The sequence below is a fragment of the Aliikangiella maris genome (assembly GCF_040719265.1).
Classification (GTDB): Bacteria; Pseudomonadota; Gammaproteobacteria; order Enterobacterales; family Kangiellaceae; genus Aliikangiella; species Aliikangiella maris.
On the sequence record NZ_JBFDAH010000033.1, the window covers coordinates 1 to 21,114 of the forward strand.

Here is a 21,114-nt window from a genome sequence, read left to right on the forward strand (position 1 = left end):
AAAAAGTTGAGAGTTATTCTAACATTTTTGGTCGAAAAAGGGGTTCTTGATTAGAGATTATTTGTTAAATATCAGAAGGTTAGGCTTTTTTTCAGGGGCGACTACTTATCAACGATACGGTTTTATTTCGTTAGAACCACTAATTACCAGCAAGATTATTCCTCAACATGATGAAAAGTATACGCAGCAAGAAGATATTTTTTTGACTCAACTGGGTGATATTAATGTCTCGATTGTAGAGTGCTCACTGGCAAAATTGCGTTATGTGAATAATAAACAGCAGGTGAGCAAAGTGTTTAGTGGATTGATAGTTGAGTTGGTTTCTCCAACGCGTATTAATCAGCAAGTTATCTTACACGCGAGGTGGAGCAAGTTGATGAATTGGTTGCAGCAAACACCTATGCCGCTAAATCAAAAAGTTGATATTAGCGTTCCTGGTTGCGAAGAAAAGTATGCGATTTATGCGACTAATCAAACTCTAGCCAAACAAGTTTTCTCGCAAGAAGTCTTGCAGCAACTTGCTGAATTTGATAATCAGCTAGATGTCGCGCAACCTGAAATTAGCCTATTTCATAATCGATTACTTATTTTATTGCATCGTCCTGAAAATTTTCTAGGCGCACCATCATTAAGTCAAAATACCAACAAAAATCAGGTGTTAAACAGTTTTTTACAACAAGTAGAAATGATGAATCAATTAATTAAAATTGGTGAACAAATATTAAAAAATGTTCAATCTGAAAAATCTATAATGCATGATTGTGGCAACCTTAATTCTAAATAAGGTTGCCCATTGGTTGGAGTGGTGTTTTTGGGTATTGTTAACGAGTGACTAAGCCAATAAAATTACCGAGAAATCGCCTTTATTTCAAGAAAATCATCAAATCCTAATTGACCTATTTCACGGCCATTACCCGATTGTTTATAGCCGCCAAATGGACGATAAGCATCCCCATAAGCACCATTAATATTAATGTTTCCTGCACGAATTCGGCTGGCAATGTATTGAATTCTTTGCTCATTAGTTCCTTGAATATAACCAGCTAAACCATAAGGCGAGTCGTTAGCAATCTCAATTGCCTGATCATCGGTTTGGTAAGCAATAATCGATAAAACCGGGCCAAATATTTCCTGTTGCGCAATTTGCATTTGGTTACTTACATTGGCGAATACCGTTGGTTTCACATAGTATCCGCTGGTTAAATGTTCTGGTCGACCCAAGCCGCCACATACCAGTTGCGCACCTTCTTGTATGCCTTGTTGAATTAAGTTTTGAACTTTTGTGAATTGTTGCTCACTGACAACAGGTCCCATTTGAGTTGTTTCATCTTGCGGGTTACCGACCTTAATTGAAGCGGCAACTGAGGCCGCTATTTCTGCAGCTTGCTGCATTTTATCTTCAGGGACTAACAGGCGAGTTGGTGCATCACAAGACTGACCGCTATTTGAAAATACTGCGCGGGTTCCTCGTGTTACGGCTGTTTCAAAATCGGCATCATCTAAAATAATATTTGCTGATTTTCCGCCGAGCTCTTGAGTGACTCGTTTTATGGTGGTTGCTGCATTTTTAGCAATTTGAATACCGGCTCGAGTTGATCCAGTAAATGAAACCATATCGACCTGAGGATGAGCGGTAAGTTGTGCTCCTGCGCCTAAACCATCGCCATTGATTAAATTAAATACCCCTGCCGGGACACCTGCTGCGTGTAAAACCTCAGTAAATACATAAGCGGAAACCGGGGCAATTTCTGAGGGTTTTAAAATCATCGTGTTTCCACAGGCAAGCGCAGGTGCAACTTTGCAGGTAATTTGGTTGAGCGGCCAGTTCCACGGGGTAATTAAAGCACAAACACCTATTGGCTCTTTAATGATTTGACTTTTGCCACATGTTTCAACAAAAGGATAGGTCTTTAATATATTAAAAGCCGCTTTCAGATGACTCAGCCCCGCAATTGTTTGAGCGGTATTAGCCAGTTTAATCGGTGCCCCCATTTCCTCGCTAATGGCAAAAGCGATGTCATCAAATCGTTTTTTGTATTCACTGATAATCGATGCAAACAGATCGAGTCTTTCGCTTAATGAGCTAAAAGCAAATTGGCTGAATGCACTCTTTGCTGCATCGACTGCTTGGTTAACATCATCATTATTTGCCAGTTTGATTGTCGCACAAGCTTTTTCAGTTGCAGGATTTATAACTTCGCTGACAGTCTGACTCGTAGGTGTAACCCATTGCCCGTTGATGTAAAATTGCTCTAAATCTCGCATAATTATATTCCACTTAGTGAAGTGAGTTTATTGTGTGATATGGATTTAGCATCAATCATAACAGATTTAGTGAAGCTTTAAACGAGTCATGACATTACACAATATCAATCGCTTTTAAATTTTGATCTATACTTTGGGAATCATATTGTTTTTTTCATTTCTGGTTTAAAACAATGAAGAGTTTAATTAAAAAATTAACAATCTTTATTGTCATCACTTTAGGGTTTATCAACTGGAGTGATTTTGCCTTTGCTGTATCTATTCAGAGAGTCTATTTTGACCCTGTTAAACTATCCAAAGTATCTAATACGTCTGGGCTCAATCTCAATTCTGATATGCGTCAAAATGAAATGTTAGACGCACAATCAGAAATAAGCCAGCCACTGTCACAAAAAACAATTCGGATTTTATTAAACGACTGGACCAGTCAAATTGTCATGGCTAAAGTACTGGGATTTTTATTTGAAGATTTAGGATATTCGATTGAATATTTTGAGTCAAAAGTGAGTGGGCAGTGGTATCAGTTAAAATTTAAATATGCCGATATTCAAGTTGAAGTTTGGGAAGGGACTATGGCGGAAAAATACCGTCAATTAATAAAGAGTGGCGATATTATTGATGCTGGAGAACACGATGCAAAAACTCGTGAAGATTGGTGGTATCCCGATTATGTTGAAAAATCATGTCCGGGTTTACCTCATTGGCATGCGTTAAAAAAATGCTATCAGATATTTGTAACTGAACAAACTAAACCGTTGGGGCAATATATTGGTGGTCCTTGGGAAAAGCCCGATGCAGCGAGAATTCGCGCGCTTGAATTGCCATTTAAAGTGATTCAGGCAAACGATAGTATTGAACTGCGAGAGCGGTTAGAAGCGGCGGTATTAAACAAAATGCCCATTTTAATATTTAACTGGACGCCCAACTATGTCGAAGCCAGATATTCGGGAAAGTTTGTTGAATTCCCTGAGTATACGTTGCAGTGCGAACAAGATGCCGCATGGGGATATAATCCAGTTTTTCCTTGGGATTGTGGTAATCCTAAAGGTGGATGGCTACGTAAAGTGGTACGTCGAGGTTTCGATGCACAGTATCCATGCGCATTTGATGTGTTAACACGAGTTAATTTTAATAATGCGATGCTGGCAAATTTATCAAAAATGGTAGACGTCGACGGATTAACGTCATCTATGGCGGCTAAAAAGTGGTTAAATGAAAATAACCATGTGTGGACTCATTGGGTTGCAAACCATGCTCGTTGTATTAATGAGGATCATAAGTTATAAGTTATAAGTCATAAGTCATAAGTCATAAGTCATGGATTTGAACATTAAAGATTAGAATGTTCATTCAACCAATTTAACAGAATTTCTTTGGCCATGGGCTTGGCAAAATAAAAGCCTTGAATACAGTCACAATTGAGCGAATGTAAGCGGTTTAATTGCTCAATAGTTTCTATACCTTCAGCAGTTACCGACATATCTAGCGTGTGGCCTAGTTGTATGATTAGCTCAATAAATTCTTTGCCACCTATCAGATCAATATTTTGAATAAAATGCTTATCGATTTTTATACGATCAATAGGTAAGTCTCGTAAAAAACTTAATGAAGAGAAACCTGTACCAAAGTCATCCAAGGCAAGTTTGATACCTAGTTTTTTCAATTCATTGAGAACCTTAAGATTTTGTTCAAAATCTTTCATGGCCACCGATTCGGTAATTTCTAACTCAATATATTCTGGCGGAATATTAAACTCTTGTATTGCGTTGGTAAGTTCAGTAATTAAATCTGGTTGTTGTAACTGTAACACTGATAAATTAATCGCCATTTTTATATTTGGCCATCCGCTATTATGTAGCCAATTCAGTTTTTCAAGTGCTTGTAATATTGCCCAGCGTCCGAGACGATTGATAAAACCTGATTGCTCTGCTAGCGGAATAAATTCAGTCGGACTGACAAACTCTCCTTCTTTATGCTCCCAGCGCATCAATGCTTCCAAACCTGATAATCGCTTCTTCTGAATATTATAAATGGGTTGATAGGCGAGGAAAATCTTCTGTTTGACAAAGTCATAGCGTAGTTCTTCTAGTCGTTGTAGTCGTTTTTTCGCATAAGATAGCATTTCCTTTTTGTAAATTAGAGTACCTCCACGGTGATTTAATTTTGCCAACTTATGTACGACATTGATTGCTTTTAGTGCTTCTTCATCTGTTCCATGGATCTCTTCAAGTTTGAGAACGCCAATGGTAATTGAAATGGTTTGTGCATCATCACCAATGAAAAAAGGAAAACGAAAAAGTTTATTAAGCCTGTCTAAATCGATTTCTTTTTCAGGACCTAAAATCGCAAATGTATCTCCTCCTAGTCGATAAATTTGGCAAGTCCGTGGCAAAAAGCTACGAATTCTATCTGCAATAGATAGTAATAAATGGTCGCCATACTCTTCACCAAGCGCAAGGTTGACCTCGGAAAAGTGATCGACGCCGAGCTTAATCAGTACATGAGCATGATACTTTTGCTTTTTAAATAAAAGATGTAAATCTTCAGAAAGTGCATTACGATTAGGGATTTTTAATTTTTGATCACGGAACGCATAATTTTTCAGGTCCTTCATCAAAATTAAATTGTCGGCACAAATTTTTATGTTTGTTGCAAATAAATCAAGAATTGTCTTATCAGCAAAGTCTAATGCAGTTTGTCCTAAAATACAGGCAACCATATCGCCTCTTGAAGGGCTACCTAAATAAATTGCCATGCCACTTTTATGAAAAATATTGGCTTTTTGTTTGATACATTGCTGAATCAGGCTATTCATTTGTGGGTGTTTGATTTGAGAAACTGATTTACCTAGTTCACTCGTAAATTCACCTATTGCCGCTAAAACACTTAATTCGTGATTAAACTCAAAAGTGGCATCAATTTGTGCACAGACCAAACCGTTTTGCACTTCATGATAAAGGTTGGATAGATGTAAAATGAAGAGGTTAGCAAAATTATGTAAATTTCTATCTGACAATTGTGTCGCCATCAAATTAAACAGCGAGTTCAATGCTTGTCGATTGGTTGTTTCTCGATTAATTTGACGGTATGAACGTATAGCCGTTGTGAGTGAATTGAATAACGCTGATTGGGTTAACTCCGTTTTGAGCTTATAATCATTAATCTCATATTGCTTAATAATCTCTTGCTCTGGTGCTTGATTAGGTTGTCCCGTACGTATAATAATTTGCGGATCATTATATTGTAAATTGTTACGTATATTATCGATTAAGTCTAAGCCGGCATTTGAAGACTCCATGACAACATCGACTAATATAACCGCAATATCTAACTCCTCTTTAAGAATTTTTAAGGCATCTTCACTATTGTATGCATGCAGCAGTTGAATTGGACGGCCAAATATTTCGCTATCTTTTAATGCAAAAATTGTTGATGTATGAACATCTTCTTCATCGTCAACGACAAGTACTTTCCAAGGCGGATCATCAGATTCACCAGGTGGAATACTGCCTGAATCACTATCACGCGTAATAAATGTCATTGGCGTATTAGTTTTACTAGCACTCATTTGTTAATTCCATGGGCGTATAAATGATTGAATGTAAGTTTTTTTCCTCAGGTGAGCATAGTGGAATACGTATTTTAAATGTTGAGCCTTGGCCGGGTTCCGACTGTAATTCAATATTGCCACCTAATATACCTGTGATGATATTGTGCACTATTTGGAGTCCAAGTCCTGTTCCAGACTTGCCAAAAGTTGTGGTGTAAAAGGGCTCAAAAACTCTATTAATTTCAGATTTAGCAATACCACATCCGTTATCTGTGACCTTAATGATTACCCAGTCATCTTCTAATCTAGCAGTTAGGGTAATTTTTGGTTGAGTCTTTATGTCGCGAATATTAAAGGCATGTACTCTGGCATTTTCAATTAAATTGGTGAGCACTTGACTTAAAGGGCCAGGGTAACTGTTCAGCTGAATATTTTCGGCAATATTCTCACTAATCTTTATTTTAGTTCTTTTAAAGCTGGGTAAAAGCGTCATTATGGTTTCATTGATGACTTCTCTTAAATCAAACTCGCGTCTTTTTTCTGAGGTTCGATCGACCGCGACTTGCTTGAAGCTTTTGACCAGTTCTGCTGCCCGCTTAATACTAATATAGACTAATTTAATGCCGTCGTGAAAATCTGCCAAATATTGATCCAGTTCTTCTTTGGTAATGCCTTGAGGTAATATTTCGATAAGTTGTTCTGTTTGCTTTTGTAGTGTGGTCGCGACAATTAATCCATTACCGAGGGGCGTATTAAGCTCGTGTGATACACCGGCCACTAGTCCACCGAGTGCAGCCAGCTTTTCATATTGGATAAGGCTTTGTTGGGTCTCCTTTAAGCAATCTACAACTTTTAATAGTTCATTGTTAGTTCGATTATAAACGTTAGTTCGCTCGCTGACTTTCTCTGTCAATGAGTTGACAACTTCATCAAGTGCCTCACGCATTAATTCAAGTTGTGTTGCCAAACTACCAAACTCATCGTTTTGCCATTGCGGAATGGGGGTTGTCAAATCGCCATGTGCCATTTTTTTTGCAGCATTCTCAAGTAAAGTCAGCGGCTTGGTCACGCGTTTATTAATGAAATAATGTAAGATCAAAAAAGAAAATATCAGTTGAATTAAAATGATACTGGCAAGTAGTTTTGATTCTACTAATGATTCATCTCGAGCTTTTTGTAGACTGTAAATCAATTCAACCTTACCGATGACTGTTTCATTAAAGGTAATCGGTTTTAAAAATACTAGGTCGGTACTGTCTGCTTGATAAGACTCATTGGTATATTGTAAAAACTGATTTTGAATATCCCATACTGTTATTTTTCCAACAGAAGGGTCGAGACTAATTGCACCAATTAAAGGTTCTGCTAACTCCATATTTAGCTCCCACAATGGAAGTTTCATGCCCGCTTGTAATAATTCAATATAATTATTGGCACGTTTTGCCTGCTCGTTATTGACTCTCGACTGGTATTGATGATGTATAAGAAATGCGCCGCTTAATATCGCGGGAAGTGCAATCGAGACCACCATAACAATAATTAAAAATAATTGAACACTGTGCGTTCGATTGGCCTGGGATGTAAAAATTGCACCAAACATACAAACCAGCTCCTTCTAGTTGAAAGTTGCCAGAAAATAAATTTTCTAATAATTAATTCTAGTGTATTTTACTGAAATATTTGACTTATTATTGTACACACAGTTTCGATCGGCGGTGTTTGTTAGGCTAACATCGAATTAAAAAAATTATTAACGGATTAATTTGTTATTTAACACTTATCTTTTTAACGCCATTGACACAACAAGTCGACTTTAATAGTTAATTTTCTGTTTGCTTTTATTATAATTAATCGTAACTTTTTTCTTTGTTGTGACTTTCCTTTTGCCTGAGTAACAATTTGATCTGACTAGTGAAATTCGCTGATAGCCGAAGTTCAGGTGTCGATATGAAACTAAATATTAGGGAATATTTGGCAGACTAAATTGTTTTTACCAATCTAAATGATATAAGTAATGTGATGTTTTAGAATTAAAGTATCGGTTGTAACTGAAAGTTGCTTCAAATGCTTAAAGGTTAAGTGTCGCTACTTGAGCCTGGGTAAAACGGATGTTGATTACAATGGGTGAGTAAACTAAGGCAATTAAATAATATGCTTGATTTTATCGCGATAGCTGCGGCTCATTTTTAAGCGAGATTCACCTTTAAGCATTAAGAAATACTCTCCGTTAATATGAGAGCAAACCTTTTCAATCTTATTTAAATTAACAATTGTTGAACGATGAATGCGCTGAAAATGTTGTGGATTTAATTTCGCTTCCAAATCTTTCATCGTACTGCGTAAAACATGAACCTGTTCATTGGCATGAATACACATATAATCACCGGCTGCTTCTATCCAGGCAATATCTTGCATCATTACTAAGGTCGTTTCCCCGCGATCTTTGATTGCTATTTTTTCTGGATAAGTTTCATTTGGCAGTGCATTATTTTGTAACATCTTATCGATTTGTGCAGTTGATTGACCCGTAATATTAGCGATTAAATCCATCAAACGTTTTTTATGGTTATCAGTTGCATCTTGTTTAATGTGTTGTCTAACTCGCTCAATTGCAAGTGTTAAACGCTCTTCTTCAACGGGTTTAAGCACATAATCTACAGCATGAACCTCAAAAGCATCGACTGCATATTGGTCAAATGCAGTTACAAATACTATCAGTGGAATACTGTCTCCTTGCAGAGATTTGACTACTTCAAAGCCATCGATACCGGGCATTTGAATATCGAGAAACACTAGCTGAGGTGAAAATGCCTGGATGGCTTGAAGTGCTTCGCGACCATTTTGGCATTCTGCTACAATTTCGACATCTTCAAATTGTTTAAGTCTGATATTGAGGCCTCGCCTGGCAAGTGACTCATCGTCGACGATAATAGTACGAATTTTTTCCATAGTGACCTCTACACTTTTGCCGATGCTTCATCAAGCAGGATTAAACTTCAAAGGGTAGGCGAATATTAATCTGTAATCCTTGAGGAGTGATATTTGAAATTGTAAAGGAATGTTTACTATTATAGATTTCATTCAAACGCTCTCGCGTATTTTTTACACCAACGCCTCGACCTTTGGGAAGCTCGCCGTTGACTAGTTTTACGCCTGGTCCATTATCTGTTAGTTCAAGTAACAATTCATTAGCAAAAATTTTTGCTCGTAATGAAATTGTGCCGCCCTGTTCTGATTTTGCAATGGCATATTTAATCGAATTTTCTACTAGTGGTTGTAAAATCAAACTAGGAATTAACGCTTTTTCCGCTTGAGCATCAATATCAAATAAAACTTCGAGTCGTTCCTCAAAGCGCACTTTTTCAATGCCTAAATAAAACCTCAAGGTAGTGACTTCTTGCTCAAGTGTTACTTTTTGCATTGGATCGTTATCTAAAGAATAGCGTAAGAAGTTTGAAAGTCGCGATACCATCTCGTTGGCTCGCTCGGTATGTTTTTCTAAAATTAAAGTTGAAATGGCATTTAATGTGTTGAATAAAAAATGCGGATTTAACTGATAACGAAGCATTTTTAATTGAGCTTCATGAGCCAGACTGCTGGCTTTTAGTGCTCGTTGACTCGCTTCTTGCATTCCTCGATAAAACTTGATACCAAAATATAAGCAACTCCAGCAGATAAAAATATAATAGATGTTGAGTAATCCCCAAAAATAGCCAGTCCATTTTTCTGGTCGATAACCATGCTTATAAAATTCCCAATAGAATAAATTATGCGGTATCACCCAAAGCAACGCGCATAAATAAGCCGCAAAAATAACGGTGGTAATACGAGTAAAAGGTGATGTGTTCCAAACTGCACGGTAGACAGGACGTAATAAAAAGCTGATTATTAATCCCAAAACGGAATCAACAAACAAAACCCAATAGTAATTTATCGGTTTGTCCCAATAAAAAGCACCGACATAACCACTAAGACAATAGCCAGCCCATCCTATCAGGTTTAATAAATAAAATTGATGTTTGTTTTTGGTGAGAAGCTGCTGTTGCATAATCCCGATGAGGTAAAAAACGCTGAATAAAGGATTACAGTATATAGATAAAAGTCCAAAAAGCGAAAACTAACTGACTTATTATGTTATCACTTTAACGTTTTTTAACTTTTGGGACACAAACAAATAACTTTTATCAGATAATTCGCGCGAAACTAGCACTAGGGTAGATAACAGAAAGTTTCAAAATAACAATTTAGACAAGAACTATTACATTCAGCAATACACAAACACATTGAACTATTTATACTGTACGACTATAGACAGCGGTCAGTAGTTAACTGACTTTGTCATATGTTTTAGTCTGTAGTTAATTGGAGAAATTTAGCATGAAAAAATATATCCCAGTATTATTCTTTGGTTTTAGTGGCTTTGTCGCTGCGGCAGATAACCTAGAAATTTATACTTCTGAGGAGTACTGTCAATTACAAGCCGAAAGCTCTGGCTGGTATGAAAAACAGTACGTTAAAGCTTATGCAAAAAAACTGGGTCAAGTACCAAGTAAAACACTTTGCAAAAAAATTAAGCAAGAATCACTGACTGTTGCCGATAATTCAGATAGTAATTGGGATTATCGTTTCAGAAAACCATACAAAGGTTCGGTTAGAACTTTATCTTTACCAACAATTGCTAAACTTCGTGAAGCAAAAGTTGATGGAAGCTCTCTATAATTAATACAATATATTTCTTCTCTTAAGACGAGATTGGCGAATAGTTTCTATTCGCCAATTTTTTTATGTAAGCAACTGGTCCGATAAATCATTTCATTCAACCGCTTCTAATAATTCAGACAAATCATCAATTATTAAATCAGGTGATAGCTCTTCTACTGGACGACCATGATTATATCCGTAACTGACTGCTATTACTTTGCAGCCTGCATTTCTTGCTGAAATAATGTCACTGCTGGAGTCTCCTACCATAAATCCATCTGAAACCTCAACGCTAAGTTGTTCTGCGGTATATTGTAACGGCAACGGTGATGGTTTTTTCTCTGCTAATGAGTCTCCACCAATCACTAATTTAAAATATTTTTCAATTTCTAAATTCTTTAGTAGTGGTAATGTAAACTCTATTGGCTTATTAGTAATTAAAGCTAGCGATACATGATGTTCATAAAGTTTATTAAGGACTTCTTTAACATTGGGGTAAAGATAAGAATCCTGACATAGGCTGTCTTGATACGCTTGATTAAAAATATGCAAAGCCTCGTCAAATAAGCCTTGATAACAACTTTCAATGGGATTTATTTGATTACTGAGTGCTCGTTTAATTAACATGGGTACACCATTTCCAATCCAATTTTTAACTATTTCCATGTCTTTTGGTGGTTGTTTTAATTGTGTCAGTGTTTTATTTAATGCATTAGCGATATCGGGAAGGCTATTGACTAATGTGCCATCAAGATCGAAACCAATCCACTTTGGTGACGAAATAAAATGACTTTTAATAAATGAGTTAAACATAATTTATTATCTTTCTTATAAGAAGATGGATTTTATCATAAAGCATTTTTAGTATTTTTATAAAGAGAAAATTATTTACTATTTTATTGAATATTATTTTCTGCACTTTTTTTAAACATCAAAAAATAAAATATCTTTTATAGCAATTTTTAAGGGAATCTATTATTACCTAATAATTTATCATATTAAAAATTAGAAAATATGAAATAAATAATAATCCAAAAAAATATTTGAAAGATTATTATGTGACGTTTGCATGACCGTCAAAAAAAATTCATACCAAATAATCACAAGTAAAGTGAGACTCAAGTAACAAAAGAAAATAAGTGATGGTGTTAAAGTGTTTTTTGTTCGGATGAAATCTGAGATAGTATCTCATTTCGCACTTTTGGTTTTGGATATATCGCATAATTGTAAATAAATAAAAATATTTTTAAATCTGTCGTATCCAAACTGATTTATTTTTAAATTCTATTGTTATAGGTGGAGAAAGTCTATGCAGGATTCACATTATGATGTTGCAATAATTGGTGCTTCAATGGCCGGTTCATGTTTGGCTCGTCAGTTAAAACTTAAACACCCTGAATATAAAATTGCACTTATTGAAAGAAAAACAAAGTTTGATAGTTGGGTTGGTGAATCAACATTAGAAACTTTTTGGGATTATGCATCCAATGATTTGCAGTTAGCTTACTATCTTGATTGTAATCATTTATATAAACATGGATTGCGTTTTTGTTTTGATTCTCCTGAAAAAGATTTGAAACTCTCCGAAATGAGTGAATTGTGTCGAAAGTGGTTTCACTTTATTCCTGCTCATCAATTAAACCGAGAAAAATTTGATAACGATCTTTGTCGGATGAATCAGGAAATTGGTGTTGATGTTAAGTTGGGCTGTGTTGTTCAAGATATTTTAATTGATAAAGATAATGGGCACCAAATTGCGACAACTGATGGAACAATTCAATGTCGATATTTAGTTGATGCCAGTGGATTTGCATCTCCCTTAGGGAAAAAGCTTGATTTAATTGTATCGATGGATGAGCGGCATCCGGTTATTAGTCATTGGGGAAGATTTAAAAATATAAATCTAATTGATTTACAAGGTGATGAAGAATGGCGAGGTCGAACAAATTTTACCAGCCGAGCTTTAGCAACTAACCACTTTATGTATAAAGGTTACTGGATTTGGCTAATTCCTATTGATGAAGAAACTTTCAGTATAGGTGTTACCGTTCGTTCTGACTTAAGTTCCGTTGAGCTAAAAAATAAGGAAGAATTTATTGAATTTTTACAACAGCATGCCTGTATGCGCGAGTTGTTGGGCGATAAATTTGAGCTGATGGATTATCGTTCAATGAAAAAATTGTCGCGTCAGTCAAAACAAAGTTTTTCTACCGATCGCTGGTTTATGACTGGAATGTCTTCTGCATTTTTAGAACCAATGTTATCTCCGGGTTCTGCTTATTTAACCGATGCAAATCGAATGATTGGCGAAATGATCGAAGCTGATATGCAGGGTGATATGCAAGGATTTGAGGGGCGGGTTAAAGCCTATAATGCATATTTAAAATTATGGTATGAAGGATTCTTTTTGCACATTGCGGGGAATTACCATGGTAGTTATGAAGTGACCAGAACGCACCTTGAAGCATTATTAATGCACTGGTACGGGCTAATTCTACCCACATCTTATGCTCGTAATTTTGGATATTGTCCAACCATGAGTCATCTTTCACAGGAAGATATGAACAAAAAAGCACAAATGATGATTGATGAATCCGCTATTCAGCAAATCAATCGATTACGAGGTGAGTTTTTAACATTGATAGAAGGACAAGAAACTAGGAAAAATAAAGGTGAGTTTTTTGATATTGAGCTGAGTAAAGAGTTAATGAAGCACGCTAAAAATCGTGGCAAAACTCTCGATGAACAAGCCATTATAAAATTAGATAAAGATATGTTAAATGTGGTTTATCGAGGCTTTTTACGAAGTTTATCTGACAAGGAACAACTCGGGGTTTCTGATACCAAACTGCAAGATGTTGTGAATATGGCTATTAAAGATAAATTATCTTTAAGCCAATCTTTTAATTATCTGATTAACTAATTTCTGGAGAATAATAGTGAATACGGATTTAGCATTTAAAAATAAAGTCGATTCGGTAACAGATGTTGCCAAGGAAGTATTGAGATTAATTTTTGCTCGTAGACGTTTATTGCCCGATACAGAAGATGTCAGTATGGATGAGCAAATGGCGCCGCATCTGGAAAAAGTTATCCAATGTATTGAACATGATATTCCGCTTAAATTGATACTGCCTGCTTTTCCTGCAAAATCGCCAAACTCAAAAAAAACATTGAGTCACTTGCCGGATTACGGTGAGTTTTTGGCGATGACACGTTTGGTTGAGTTGTGTAAAGAAATTGAAGCCGTATATCCGCGTGGGGCTAAAGTAGTTATTTGTTCTGATGGCCGAGTTTTTGCCGATATCATTCATGTGCCAGATCAACATGTTTCCGATTATGGTGATGGCATCAAAAGTTTCGCTTTAGAGCATTTTCCTGATTATATCGAATTTTATAACCTCGATAATGTTTATGAAAAAGTTGATGATTATGCCATGTTACGTGAAGAGTTAATGATCGAATATGGCGAATCTTGGATCTCATTACGCCGACGTATAAAATGTGAGCGCGAAGCTTCGACTATGTATCTTGGAATTACCAAATTTATGCTCGAAGACTTCTCTGGCATTGACGAGTTTTCCGAACTTAGTCGTACTGCATTACAGAAAAAAGCGAAGCTGGCGGCTTATCGTGTCATACAACGCAGTAATGCGTGGAGCCGGTTATTGAAAAAGCAATTTCCTGATGCGGTCAGATTGTCTATTCATCCTCAGTACCTTGTGTCAGAGAAAATTGGAATTTCTATGTTGACTAAAAATGATGTCTGGACAACTCCCTGGCATTCGGTCGTGGTTAAAGATAAAGGTGCAATTACCTTATTACCAAGAGAAGAAGCGGAAAAACAAGGGTGTGTGCTTGTTTATGTTGATGGACGCCCCAGTCACTTTGAACGATTAAATCACTAGAGGTAAATCATGAATACGGTTGCTAATGAGCCTTTTGGTTTGATCATTCAAGCCGAAGAGAACGGTAGTTTATTTAGTCTGGATAAAGATCAAATAGAAAAGAGTTTGTTGGATAATGGGTTACTTCTATTGCGGAATTTTTCACCGACAGATAATGAACAGATGTGTACTTTTGCCAGTCAGTTTGGTGATTTAATGAAGTGGGACTTTGGTTATGTTTTAGAATTACAAATCAGACAAGAACCAGAAAATCATATTTTCAGTCAAGGCCGAGTTGAGCTCCATTGGGATGGTGCTTTTGCCCATGCAGTGCCGCGTTTTAATTTTTTTCAATGTATCGAAGGTAGTGCAGAATCAGGCGGTGGCGAAACTACTTTTTTAAACACCGTTAAATTTTTAGAATCGTTACCAGCAGATCAACTAGAGCAATTACAAGATCTGGTTATTCGTTACGAGACTGAGAAAAAGGCACACTATGGTGGATCGGTTGAAGCTCCTCTAATCAGTCATCATCCCCTGACCAATAAGTTGCGGATGCAGTTTATTGAACCATTCAATGAAGATAATGTTGAGGTTAATCCGGTCATTACGGAAGTTGTTGGTAAAGATAAAGAAGAGGGTGATAATTTGCTTCGGTTAATTAATCAGCTTTGTTATCAGTCTCGTTATTTTTATGATCACCAATGGATTAAAGGTGATTATTTAATGGTGGATAATCATTCTTTACTGCATGGTCGACGACGCTTTGAAGGACATGGTTTAAGTCGTTCATTAAAGCGCATTCATATTCTTTAAGATAGCAGCTTTGCGCTTTCAAAATATATTATTGTGAAACACCAAAATATTTTTTAATACGGTTATATTTTGGTGTTTTTCTTATCCCTTGTATTAGGGTTGTAAATTCAATAATTGTTATTTCGATTAATATAGGAATCAGATTTTGCGTCAGCGCATGAGTATTTTCTGGTGTTACCCGGTTGGTTTAATTATCGCTCTGATCGGTTGGAGCACCTTGATTTCAGATTATCAACTTTTAGGTTTAATTCGAGAGTATTGGCAAAGTCCATTAACGATGGTATTTGGATCGTTTGTTGCTGGATCGACACCATTAGGTGGTGGGGCCGTCGCATTTCCTGTCTTTACTAAAGCGCTATCGGTTGACACACAGCAAGCAAAAATATTTTCCCTGATGATCCAGTCGGTCGGTATGACTTTTGCAGTGGTTCTCTTTGTCAGTTTGAAAATTCCAATCGTTTGGCGATGGTTGTTACAGCTATTACCTGGCAGTATTTTGGGACTCACTGTCGGATTATTGTTTTTACCGGTAATGGGAAGTTTTATTAAGTTTGTATTCAGTTTATTTACGCTGATCACTGGAATACTGTTAATCAAAATTCATACTGGACGCCGAATAAGTTTGATTGACGATGGCGAGCATGTTCCTTCTTGGATAATGTTTGGTCTCGGATTTCCGGCGGGAATTTTCTCGTCTATTGTTGGTGCAGGTGCTGATACTATACTCTTCTTTGTTCTAGTCATACTATTTAAACACCGTACTAAGTATGTGATACCGACGACTGTTGCATACATGGCGATGTGTTCGTTAATCGGTGTTCTCATAATAATGCTCTCGAGTCATGTAGTTGTCACTGAGTTTGTCTATAATAGTTGGCTATTGGCCGCTCCAGTTGTAGCGTTAGGTGCGCCATTAGGGGGCTTTATCATGAGTCGGTTTAACCCTAACCATTTATTTTTATTAATCAGTTTGATCATTTTAATTGAGGGAAGTTCAACATTGATTTTTGCCGAGCTTGAGTGGATTGAAAAAGTAATTTTAGCAACTTTAATTTTTATTGATATCGCTTATTTTTTTAGTCGGCTAAGGGTGATTAAACGTTTATCGTTAGTTGCCACCGCAGCTAATAACCTACCTATAAAGAGCCCATAATAAAAATAATTCAATTAAATCTTATTTGTTTTTATCACCGCATCATGATTTCGTCATATCGCCATAGTAGCTTTGCATTGCCGATTCAATTTAGAGGAAATCAAGATGTTAAAAACACTTTTAATAAGTGCTGTTCTCGTTGCTCCAACGATGACTATGGCCGATACTAATGATAAAGGTACTACTAAAAAATACAAAAAATATTCTTTTGCATTAATTGCCGATGCCCCTTATGGTGATCAAAATGTTACTGCTTTTGAGAGTTTGGTTAATGATGTTAATCAGGATCGTGGTGTTCATTTTGTTATGCATGGTGGTGATATTAAATCAGGAAGCCAAACTTGTTCGAATGACCGATTAAATGCTCGTTTTGAATTATATCAACAGTTTAATAAACCGTTTATCTATACTCCTGGTGATAATGAGTGGACAGATTGTCATAGAACTAATAATGGTAGTTACAATCCCCTTGAACGCCTTGACTATTTGCGTCAATTGTTTTTTGCAAATCCCGATTTTTCAACGGGTGGCAAAAAAATGCGGGTTATTGCGCAAAGCCGTGATGAAGGTTTTGAGCAATATGTGGAAAACGCCATGTTTTATCGCGCAGGTGTTGTTTTTTCAACAGTTCATGTGGTTGGTAGCAATAATAACCTTCGTCCCTGGTCTGGTATTGATAGTAACGACTCATTTAACAATCCTCGAGCGGATAGACTTGCTGAATTTGAAAGCCGTGAAAATGCATCAATTGCTTGGTTAAATAAAATTTTCGAGCAGGCTACGAATAAAAATGCAAAAGGCGTTTTTATTCTGATTCATGCCGATCCGCAGTTTGCTGTTAATTTTGATCAGGAAGGTCGCGCGGGTTTCAATCGATTTTTAGAAACATTGTCGCAACTCACTTTGGCGTTTAAAAAGCCTGTATTATTAGCTCATGGCGATTCGCATATTTATTTTGTCGATAAACCTAAATTAGTGCCTTGGTATGCTGACGGTAGTGTGTTGGATAGTTCTACAAAGCAAACTTTTGTTCCAAATTTAACACGTGTACAAACTTTTGGTGACTCGCCTCAACATTGGTTGAAAATTACGATTGAACCATCACTTGATGATTTGTTTTTAATTCAGCCACAAGTGGTTAACGCCAATCTTTAATTATTGATAAAATGCTAAGTGATGAAATGCTACTGTGGATGATTAATTCAAGGGTGTGCTTATTATAAATAAAATAGTGTATTACTGGTTATTATTTATCAGTAATACACTTAAAAAGTTTTATTGCCTTTAAATGGAAAAGTATGCAAAGGAATCGCAGGTAAATCAAAATAGCAATAGTAAAATTAAATTTTTATTAGCATTTCGCTTTATTGAACAAGCTACTGATTATTACCACCAAAATAATTATCAGGCGACCGAAAAGCTCTTTCAACATGCGGCCAGTTTTGGTAATGAAAGTAGACTGTTTTATAGGCGGGGAAAGAACTTATATTATCAAACTGAATATCAAAGCGTTTTGGCTAAGTTAAATCAAGCAATTGCGATTGTTGCAAATGATGAGCAATATTACTATTGGCGAGCTAAAAATTTACTGAATTAGGATTTACCGAGATTAGATTAAGAATATATTTTCTTGTGCTATAATCGAGATTAATTGGTGTTCTGATTAAATAGTCAACTAATGAACACTGTTTATCGAGTTAAGGTATTTTATAAACATGAATATTTGGGTTGATGCCGATGCATGTCCAGTTGTCATAAAAGAAATATTATTTCGTGCGGCTAATCGTACAGGTATTAATCTTACTTTAATTGCCAACCAATACATACCAGTACCCAAGTCAAAGTCTATCAATATGTTACAAGTGCCTTCGGGATTTGATGTTGCTGACAATGAAATTGTAAAACGGGCGGTATCGGGAGACTTGGTTATTACCAGTGATATACCTCTTGCTGCTGAAGTTATTCAAAAAGGAGCGTTGGTGTTAAGTCATCGGGGTGAATCATTAACTAAAGATAATATTGGTGCACGTCTGAATATTAGAGATTTTATGGAAAGTATGCGCGCTAGCGGTGTTAATACGGGTGGACCACCTGCTTTAAATCAAAGTGACCGAAAAGCCTTTGCTGATAAGCTTGATAAGTTTCTTGTTAATTATAAATAGCAATAATAGTAAACCTGCTCAAAGATAGCTCCGTGTTTTAAATAGTTTTCGATAAGTTAAATACGCCATTTTGATATGTGGCCTTTAATTATTGGGGTTAACGTATGACAGATTGTTATCTGTCATACGTATTGAAGGTAATACCGTTAATAATTTATCATGCCATTACTTTTAATAAATATAACCTTGAATACCTTCAAGCACCCAGCCGTGTTTTCCTGATCCTAACTCTGAATAATTAGTTGTATAGAGATGATCGCCGATAGTAACATTCCAGTAACGGTAAAGTGGTTTAGTACCTGATGCTGGTGTGTCATGTATATAACCGACGATTCCTTCGTAAGTCCAGCCATTTTGGCCTGAGCCCATTTCACCCCAATTGGTCGTATAGAAATGATCGCCGATAGTGATATTCCAGTAACGATAAAGTGGTACTGTGTTGGCTGCCGGAGAACTAAAAATTTGTCCTTCGATTCCCTCATAAATCCAGCCGTTTTGGCCTGAACCCATTTCACCCCAATTGGTTGTATACATATGATCACCAATAGTACTGTTCCAATAACGATACAGTGACACCTTACTTGCTTTTTGTGAAGTTGCTGAATAGTCCGAGTTTAAAGCTTGAGTACCGGTTGGCCCTAAAACTCGTTCAGCATGAAAATTGGGCGCAGGAGTATCTACTGCTATTGTATTTGAGATGTAACTATCTACAGCTTGAGCTTTAAAAAATGTAAAGCATACAGCTAAAATGAAAAATACTTTAAATAGTAAGTTTATGTTTTTTGTTGATAGTGCATTGTTCATAAAGAACTCCTTTAAAATTTTAAAAAATCAAATAAGAGGTAAATCAAAAAAATAAATTAAGGTTTAAATAACAAAAAACAAATGGCCATTATTGTTAATGCAAATAAGAAAATATTTTCTGCAAGCTCATCATTGAGTTGCCAAACTATCATAATGATAATTGATAAAAAAAGCAGAGATATTTTTTTAAATAAAAATAAAATTTAAAAAGTATCTCTACTTTTAACCATTTGAAACTAAAGGGTTTTTATTTTTTTTGAAATATATTTAAGTTGGCTTTTGTTTTGTTTTCTTTTAGTGCGCCATGTGTGTAAAAAACTTAATTAATTTAATTGTTTTGAGTGAAGAGGGAACTAGAAAGAGTACGTTAATAATCATCAGTTGAACCGTTAATAATAAATGAAGACTAAAGGTGAATAGTTTAACGACAGATTAAAATATTTGAAGATTAACTTGTTGGTTTTCTGCTATTAGATTATCTACTTAGGTTGATTGTGTGCAGGTTCGTCACTTAACGAACCCACCGCTTGGGATTAAATGGCTTACCTTGATGGCGTAACTCAAAGTATAAGCCGGGTTCATGTTTCCCGCCACTCTGTCCTACTGTGGCAATTGCTTCACCAGACTCAACCCAATCTCCAACTTGCTTATATAGCGCTTGATTGTAACCATACAAGCTCATATAGCCTTTACCGTGATCAATAATTACCAGTAATCCAAATCCTCTTAACCAGTCAGCATAAACGACTCTACCGTAATGAATGGCGTTAACTGGCGCACCTTCTTTGTTACTGATGACAACGCCATTACTGCGCAAGCCTTCGGCTAATCTTGAACCATAGCTTTGAATGGTTTTGCCACGTGTAGGCCAATGTAATTTGCCTTTAAGTGCACTCAGTCCTTCCAGTGGTTGAGTAAAGTCTATGCTATCAATAGCTTGCTGAACCGAATCGATTAACTCCTGTAATTCTTTAGCATTGTTTTTAAGTTCGTTTAATTTGGCTGTTTCTGATTTAATTTCTTGGGCTAATTGATTGACCAGGCTCTGCCGTTGAGTTTTTAACTTTTTCAGCTTTTCAGTTTCTTGTTCCTGGTCTTGTTTTAGCAGTGTTAATTGCTGAATTTCTTTTTGAATGTTGAGATCGATATTTTTAAGTTGGTGCAAAGTTGTTTGTAATTTTGCAACTTTTTCACTACGCGCTTTATTTAAGTAATCATAATATACCAGCATTCGACCTAACGCTTCAGGGTCTTCTTGATTAAGTAACAATTTTAAATATTCCTGACGCCCATTAACAAAAGCTGATTTAATCTGTGAAGCGAGTGCAGCTTTTTGCTGTTGCTTGGTTTTATTCAAAGAGGACTGTTGTGTTCTTAATTGACGTAAATCTTTTTCTTTTTGTGTAAGTTTGCGATTGGTCGAACGAAGTATTTTTGATGCAGTCGCAATTTGAGTTTCTGCTTTTTTTAAATTAGATATCGCCTGGCTTTGTTTTTTTTGCTTTGATTTTAAGTTTTTTTGTAGGTTGTTAATTTCTTTTTTTAGCTTTTCCAGTTGTTGTTGGTTTTGTTCGGAATTATTGGCAAATACAGAGAATGAAATCGATAATAGTACCGAAATCATCATGATTATTGCAGTGAGTCCTGAGTGGTTATTCAAGTGCCAGCCTTTTATTGTTATTGTCCTGTTTTTATGGCGTTTGATTTTTTAATCATTCTCTGCCGCCTTATTGTCATCTTATTTGCCAAATGTTGAACTTTATTGTTTTTTATAAG

18 protein-coding genes are annotated in these 21,114 nt (G+C 36.1%); 10 read left to right on the plus strand and 8 right to left on the minus strand.

Going from position 1 to position 21,114, the window contains the following annotated elements:
* Window positions 1-61 precede the first annotated feature (61 nt).
* Complete coding sequence (locus tag ABVT42_RS19820; RefSeq protein ID WP_367024290.1) at window positions 62-784, plus strand: DUF3137 domain-containing protein; 723 nt, start codon at window positions 62-64, stop codon at window positions 782-784.
* A 62-nt stretch (window positions 785-846) separates the two neighbouring features.
* Here ABVT42_RS19820 and ABVT42_RS19825 read toward each other — a convergent pair whose 3' ends face one another.
* The gene (locus ABVT42_RS19825) at window positions 847-2,265 is read right to left on the minus strand and encodes an aldehyde dehydrogenase family protein (RefSeq protein ID WP_353897685.1); all 1,419 of its coding nucleotides are present in this window, start codon (window positions 2,263-2,265) and stop codon (window positions 847-849) included.
* A 173-nt stretch (window positions 2,266-2,438) separates the two neighbouring features.
* Here ABVT42_RS19825 and ABVT42_RS19830 point away from each other — a divergent pair, with 173 nt between their 5' ends.
* A complete protein-coding gene (locus ABVT42_RS19830; protein WP_353897684.1) occupies window positions 2,439-3,551 on the plus strand; it encodes an ABC transporter substrate-binding protein in 1,113 nt (370 codons plus the stop codon).
* A gap of 44 nt (window positions 3,552-3,595) precedes the next feature.
* On the opposite strand, the gene ABVT42_RS19835 is transcribed toward ABVT42_RS19830, so the two are convergent.
* The 4 genes from ABVT42_RS19835 to ABVT42_RS19850 form a co-directional block, all read right to left on the minus strand.
* Complete coding sequence (locus tag ABVT42_RS19835) at window positions 3,596-5,833, minus strand: bifunctional diguanylate cyclase/phosphodiesterase (protein WP_353897683.1); 2,238 nt, start codon at window positions 5,831-5,833, stop codon at window positions 3,596-3,598.
* On the minus strand, window positions 5,823-7,415 hold the full coding sequence (locus ABVT42_RS19840; protein WP_353897682.1) for a sensor histidine kinase: 1,593 nt from the start codon (window positions 7,413-7,415) through the stop codon (window positions 5,823-5,825). Before ABVT42_RS19840 ends, ABVT42_RS19835 begins: the two co-directional genes overlap by 11 nt.
* A gap of 542 nt (window positions 7,416-7,957) precedes the next feature.
* Window positions 7,958-8,764, minus strand: coding sequence for a LytR/AlgR family response regulator transcription factor (locus ABVT42_RS19845; protein ID WP_353897681.1), 807 nt, complete (start codon window positions 8,762-8,764; stop codon window positions 7,958-7,960).
* Between the two features lie 40 nt (window positions 8,765-8,804).
* The gene (locus tag ABVT42_RS19850) at window positions 8,805-9,863 is read right to left on the minus strand and encodes a sensor histidine kinase (RefSeq protein WP_353897680.1); all 1,059 of its coding nucleotides are present in this window, start codon (window positions 9,861-9,863) and stop codon (window positions 8,805-8,807) included.
* 329 nt (window positions 9,864-10,192) lie between these two features.
* Between ABVT42_RS19850 and ABVT42_RS19855 the strand changes: the two genes are divergently transcribed.
* Window positions 10,193-10,534, plus strand: a complete 342-nt coding sequence (locus ABVT42_RS19855) for a hypothetical protein (RefSeq protein ID WP_353897679.1) — start codon at window positions 10,193-10,195, stop codon at window positions 10,532-10,534.
* Window positions 10,535-10,627: 93 nt separating this feature from the next.
* On the opposite strand, the gene ABVT42_RS19860 is transcribed toward ABVT42_RS19855, so the two are convergent.
* Window positions 10,628-11,329, minus strand: coding sequence for a phosphoglycolate phosphatase (locus ABVT42_RS19860; protein ID WP_353897678.1), 702 nt, complete (start codon window positions 11,327-11,329; stop codon window positions 10,628-10,630).
* 496 nt (window positions 11,330-11,825) lie between these two features.
* Between ABVT42_RS19860 and ABVT42_RS19865 the strand changes: the two genes are divergently transcribed.
* The 7 genes from ABVT42_RS19865 to ABVT42_RS19895 all read left to right on the plus strand — a co-directional run bounded on the left by ABVT42_RS19865 (window position 11,826) and on the right by ABVT42_RS19895 (window position 18,534).
* Window positions 11,826-13,439: an NAD(P)/FAD-dependent oxidoreductase gene (locus tag ABVT42_RS19865; RefSeq protein ID WP_353897677.1), complete on the plus strand. Its 1,614-nt coding sequence runs from the start codon at window positions 11,826-11,828 to the stop codon at window positions 13,437-13,439.
* 16 nt (window positions 13,440-13,455) lie between these two features.
* Complete coding sequence (locus ABVT42_RS19870) at window positions 13,456-14,424, plus strand: L-tyrosine/L-tryptophan isonitrile synthase family protein (protein WP_353897676.1); 969 nt, start codon at window positions 13,456-13,458, stop codon at window positions 14,422-14,424.
* Window positions 14,425-14,433: 9 nt separating this feature from the next.
* Entirely contained in the window at window positions 14,434-15,219 is a 786-nt protein-coding gene (locus tag ABVT42_RS19875) for a TauD/TfdA dioxygenase family protein (RefSeq protein WP_353897675.1), read from the plus strand.
* A gap of 145 nt (window positions 15,220-15,364) precedes the next feature.
* Entirely contained in the window at window positions 15,365-16,372 is a 1,008-nt protein-coding gene (locus tag ABVT42_RS19880; protein WP_353897674.1) for a sulfite exporter TauE/SafE family protein, read from the plus strand.
* Window positions 16,373-16,477: 105 nt separating this feature from the next.
* Window positions 16,478-17,527: a metallophosphoesterase gene (locus ABVT42_RS19885; RefSeq protein ID WP_353897673.1), complete on the plus strand. Its 1,050-nt coding sequence runs from the start codon at window positions 16,478-16,480 to the stop codon at window positions 17,525-17,527.
* Window positions 17,528-17,660: 133 nt separating this feature from the next.
* Complete coding sequence (locus ABVT42_RS19890) at window positions 17,661-17,969, plus strand: hypothetical protein (RefSeq protein ID WP_353897672.1); 309 nt, start codon at window positions 17,661-17,663, stop codon at window positions 17,967-17,969.
* Between the two features lie 118 nt (window positions 17,970-18,087).
* Complete coding sequence (locus ABVT42_RS19895; RefSeq protein WP_353897671.1) at window positions 18,088-18,534, plus strand: YaiI/YqxD family protein; 447 nt, start codon at window positions 18,088-18,090, stop codon at window positions 18,532-18,534.
* A gap of 171 nt (window positions 18,535-18,705) precedes the next feature.
* On the opposite strand, the gene ABVT42_RS19900 is transcribed toward ABVT42_RS19895, so the two are convergent.
* Window positions 18,706-19,338 (minus strand): hypothetical protein, encoded by a 633-nt coding sequence (locus ABVT42_RS19900; protein ID WP_353897670.1) that lies wholly within the window; start codon window positions 19,336-19,338, stop codon window positions 18,706-18,708.
* A 511-nt stretch (window positions 19,339-19,849) separates the two neighbouring features.
* On the minus strand, window positions 19,850-20,998 hold the full coding sequence (locus tag ABVT42_RS19905; protein ID WP_353897669.1) for a murein hydrolase activator EnvC family protein: 1,149 nt from the start codon (window positions 20,996-20,998) through the stop codon (window positions 19,850-19,852).
* Between the last annotated feature and the right edge of the window lie 116 nt (window positions 20,999-21,114).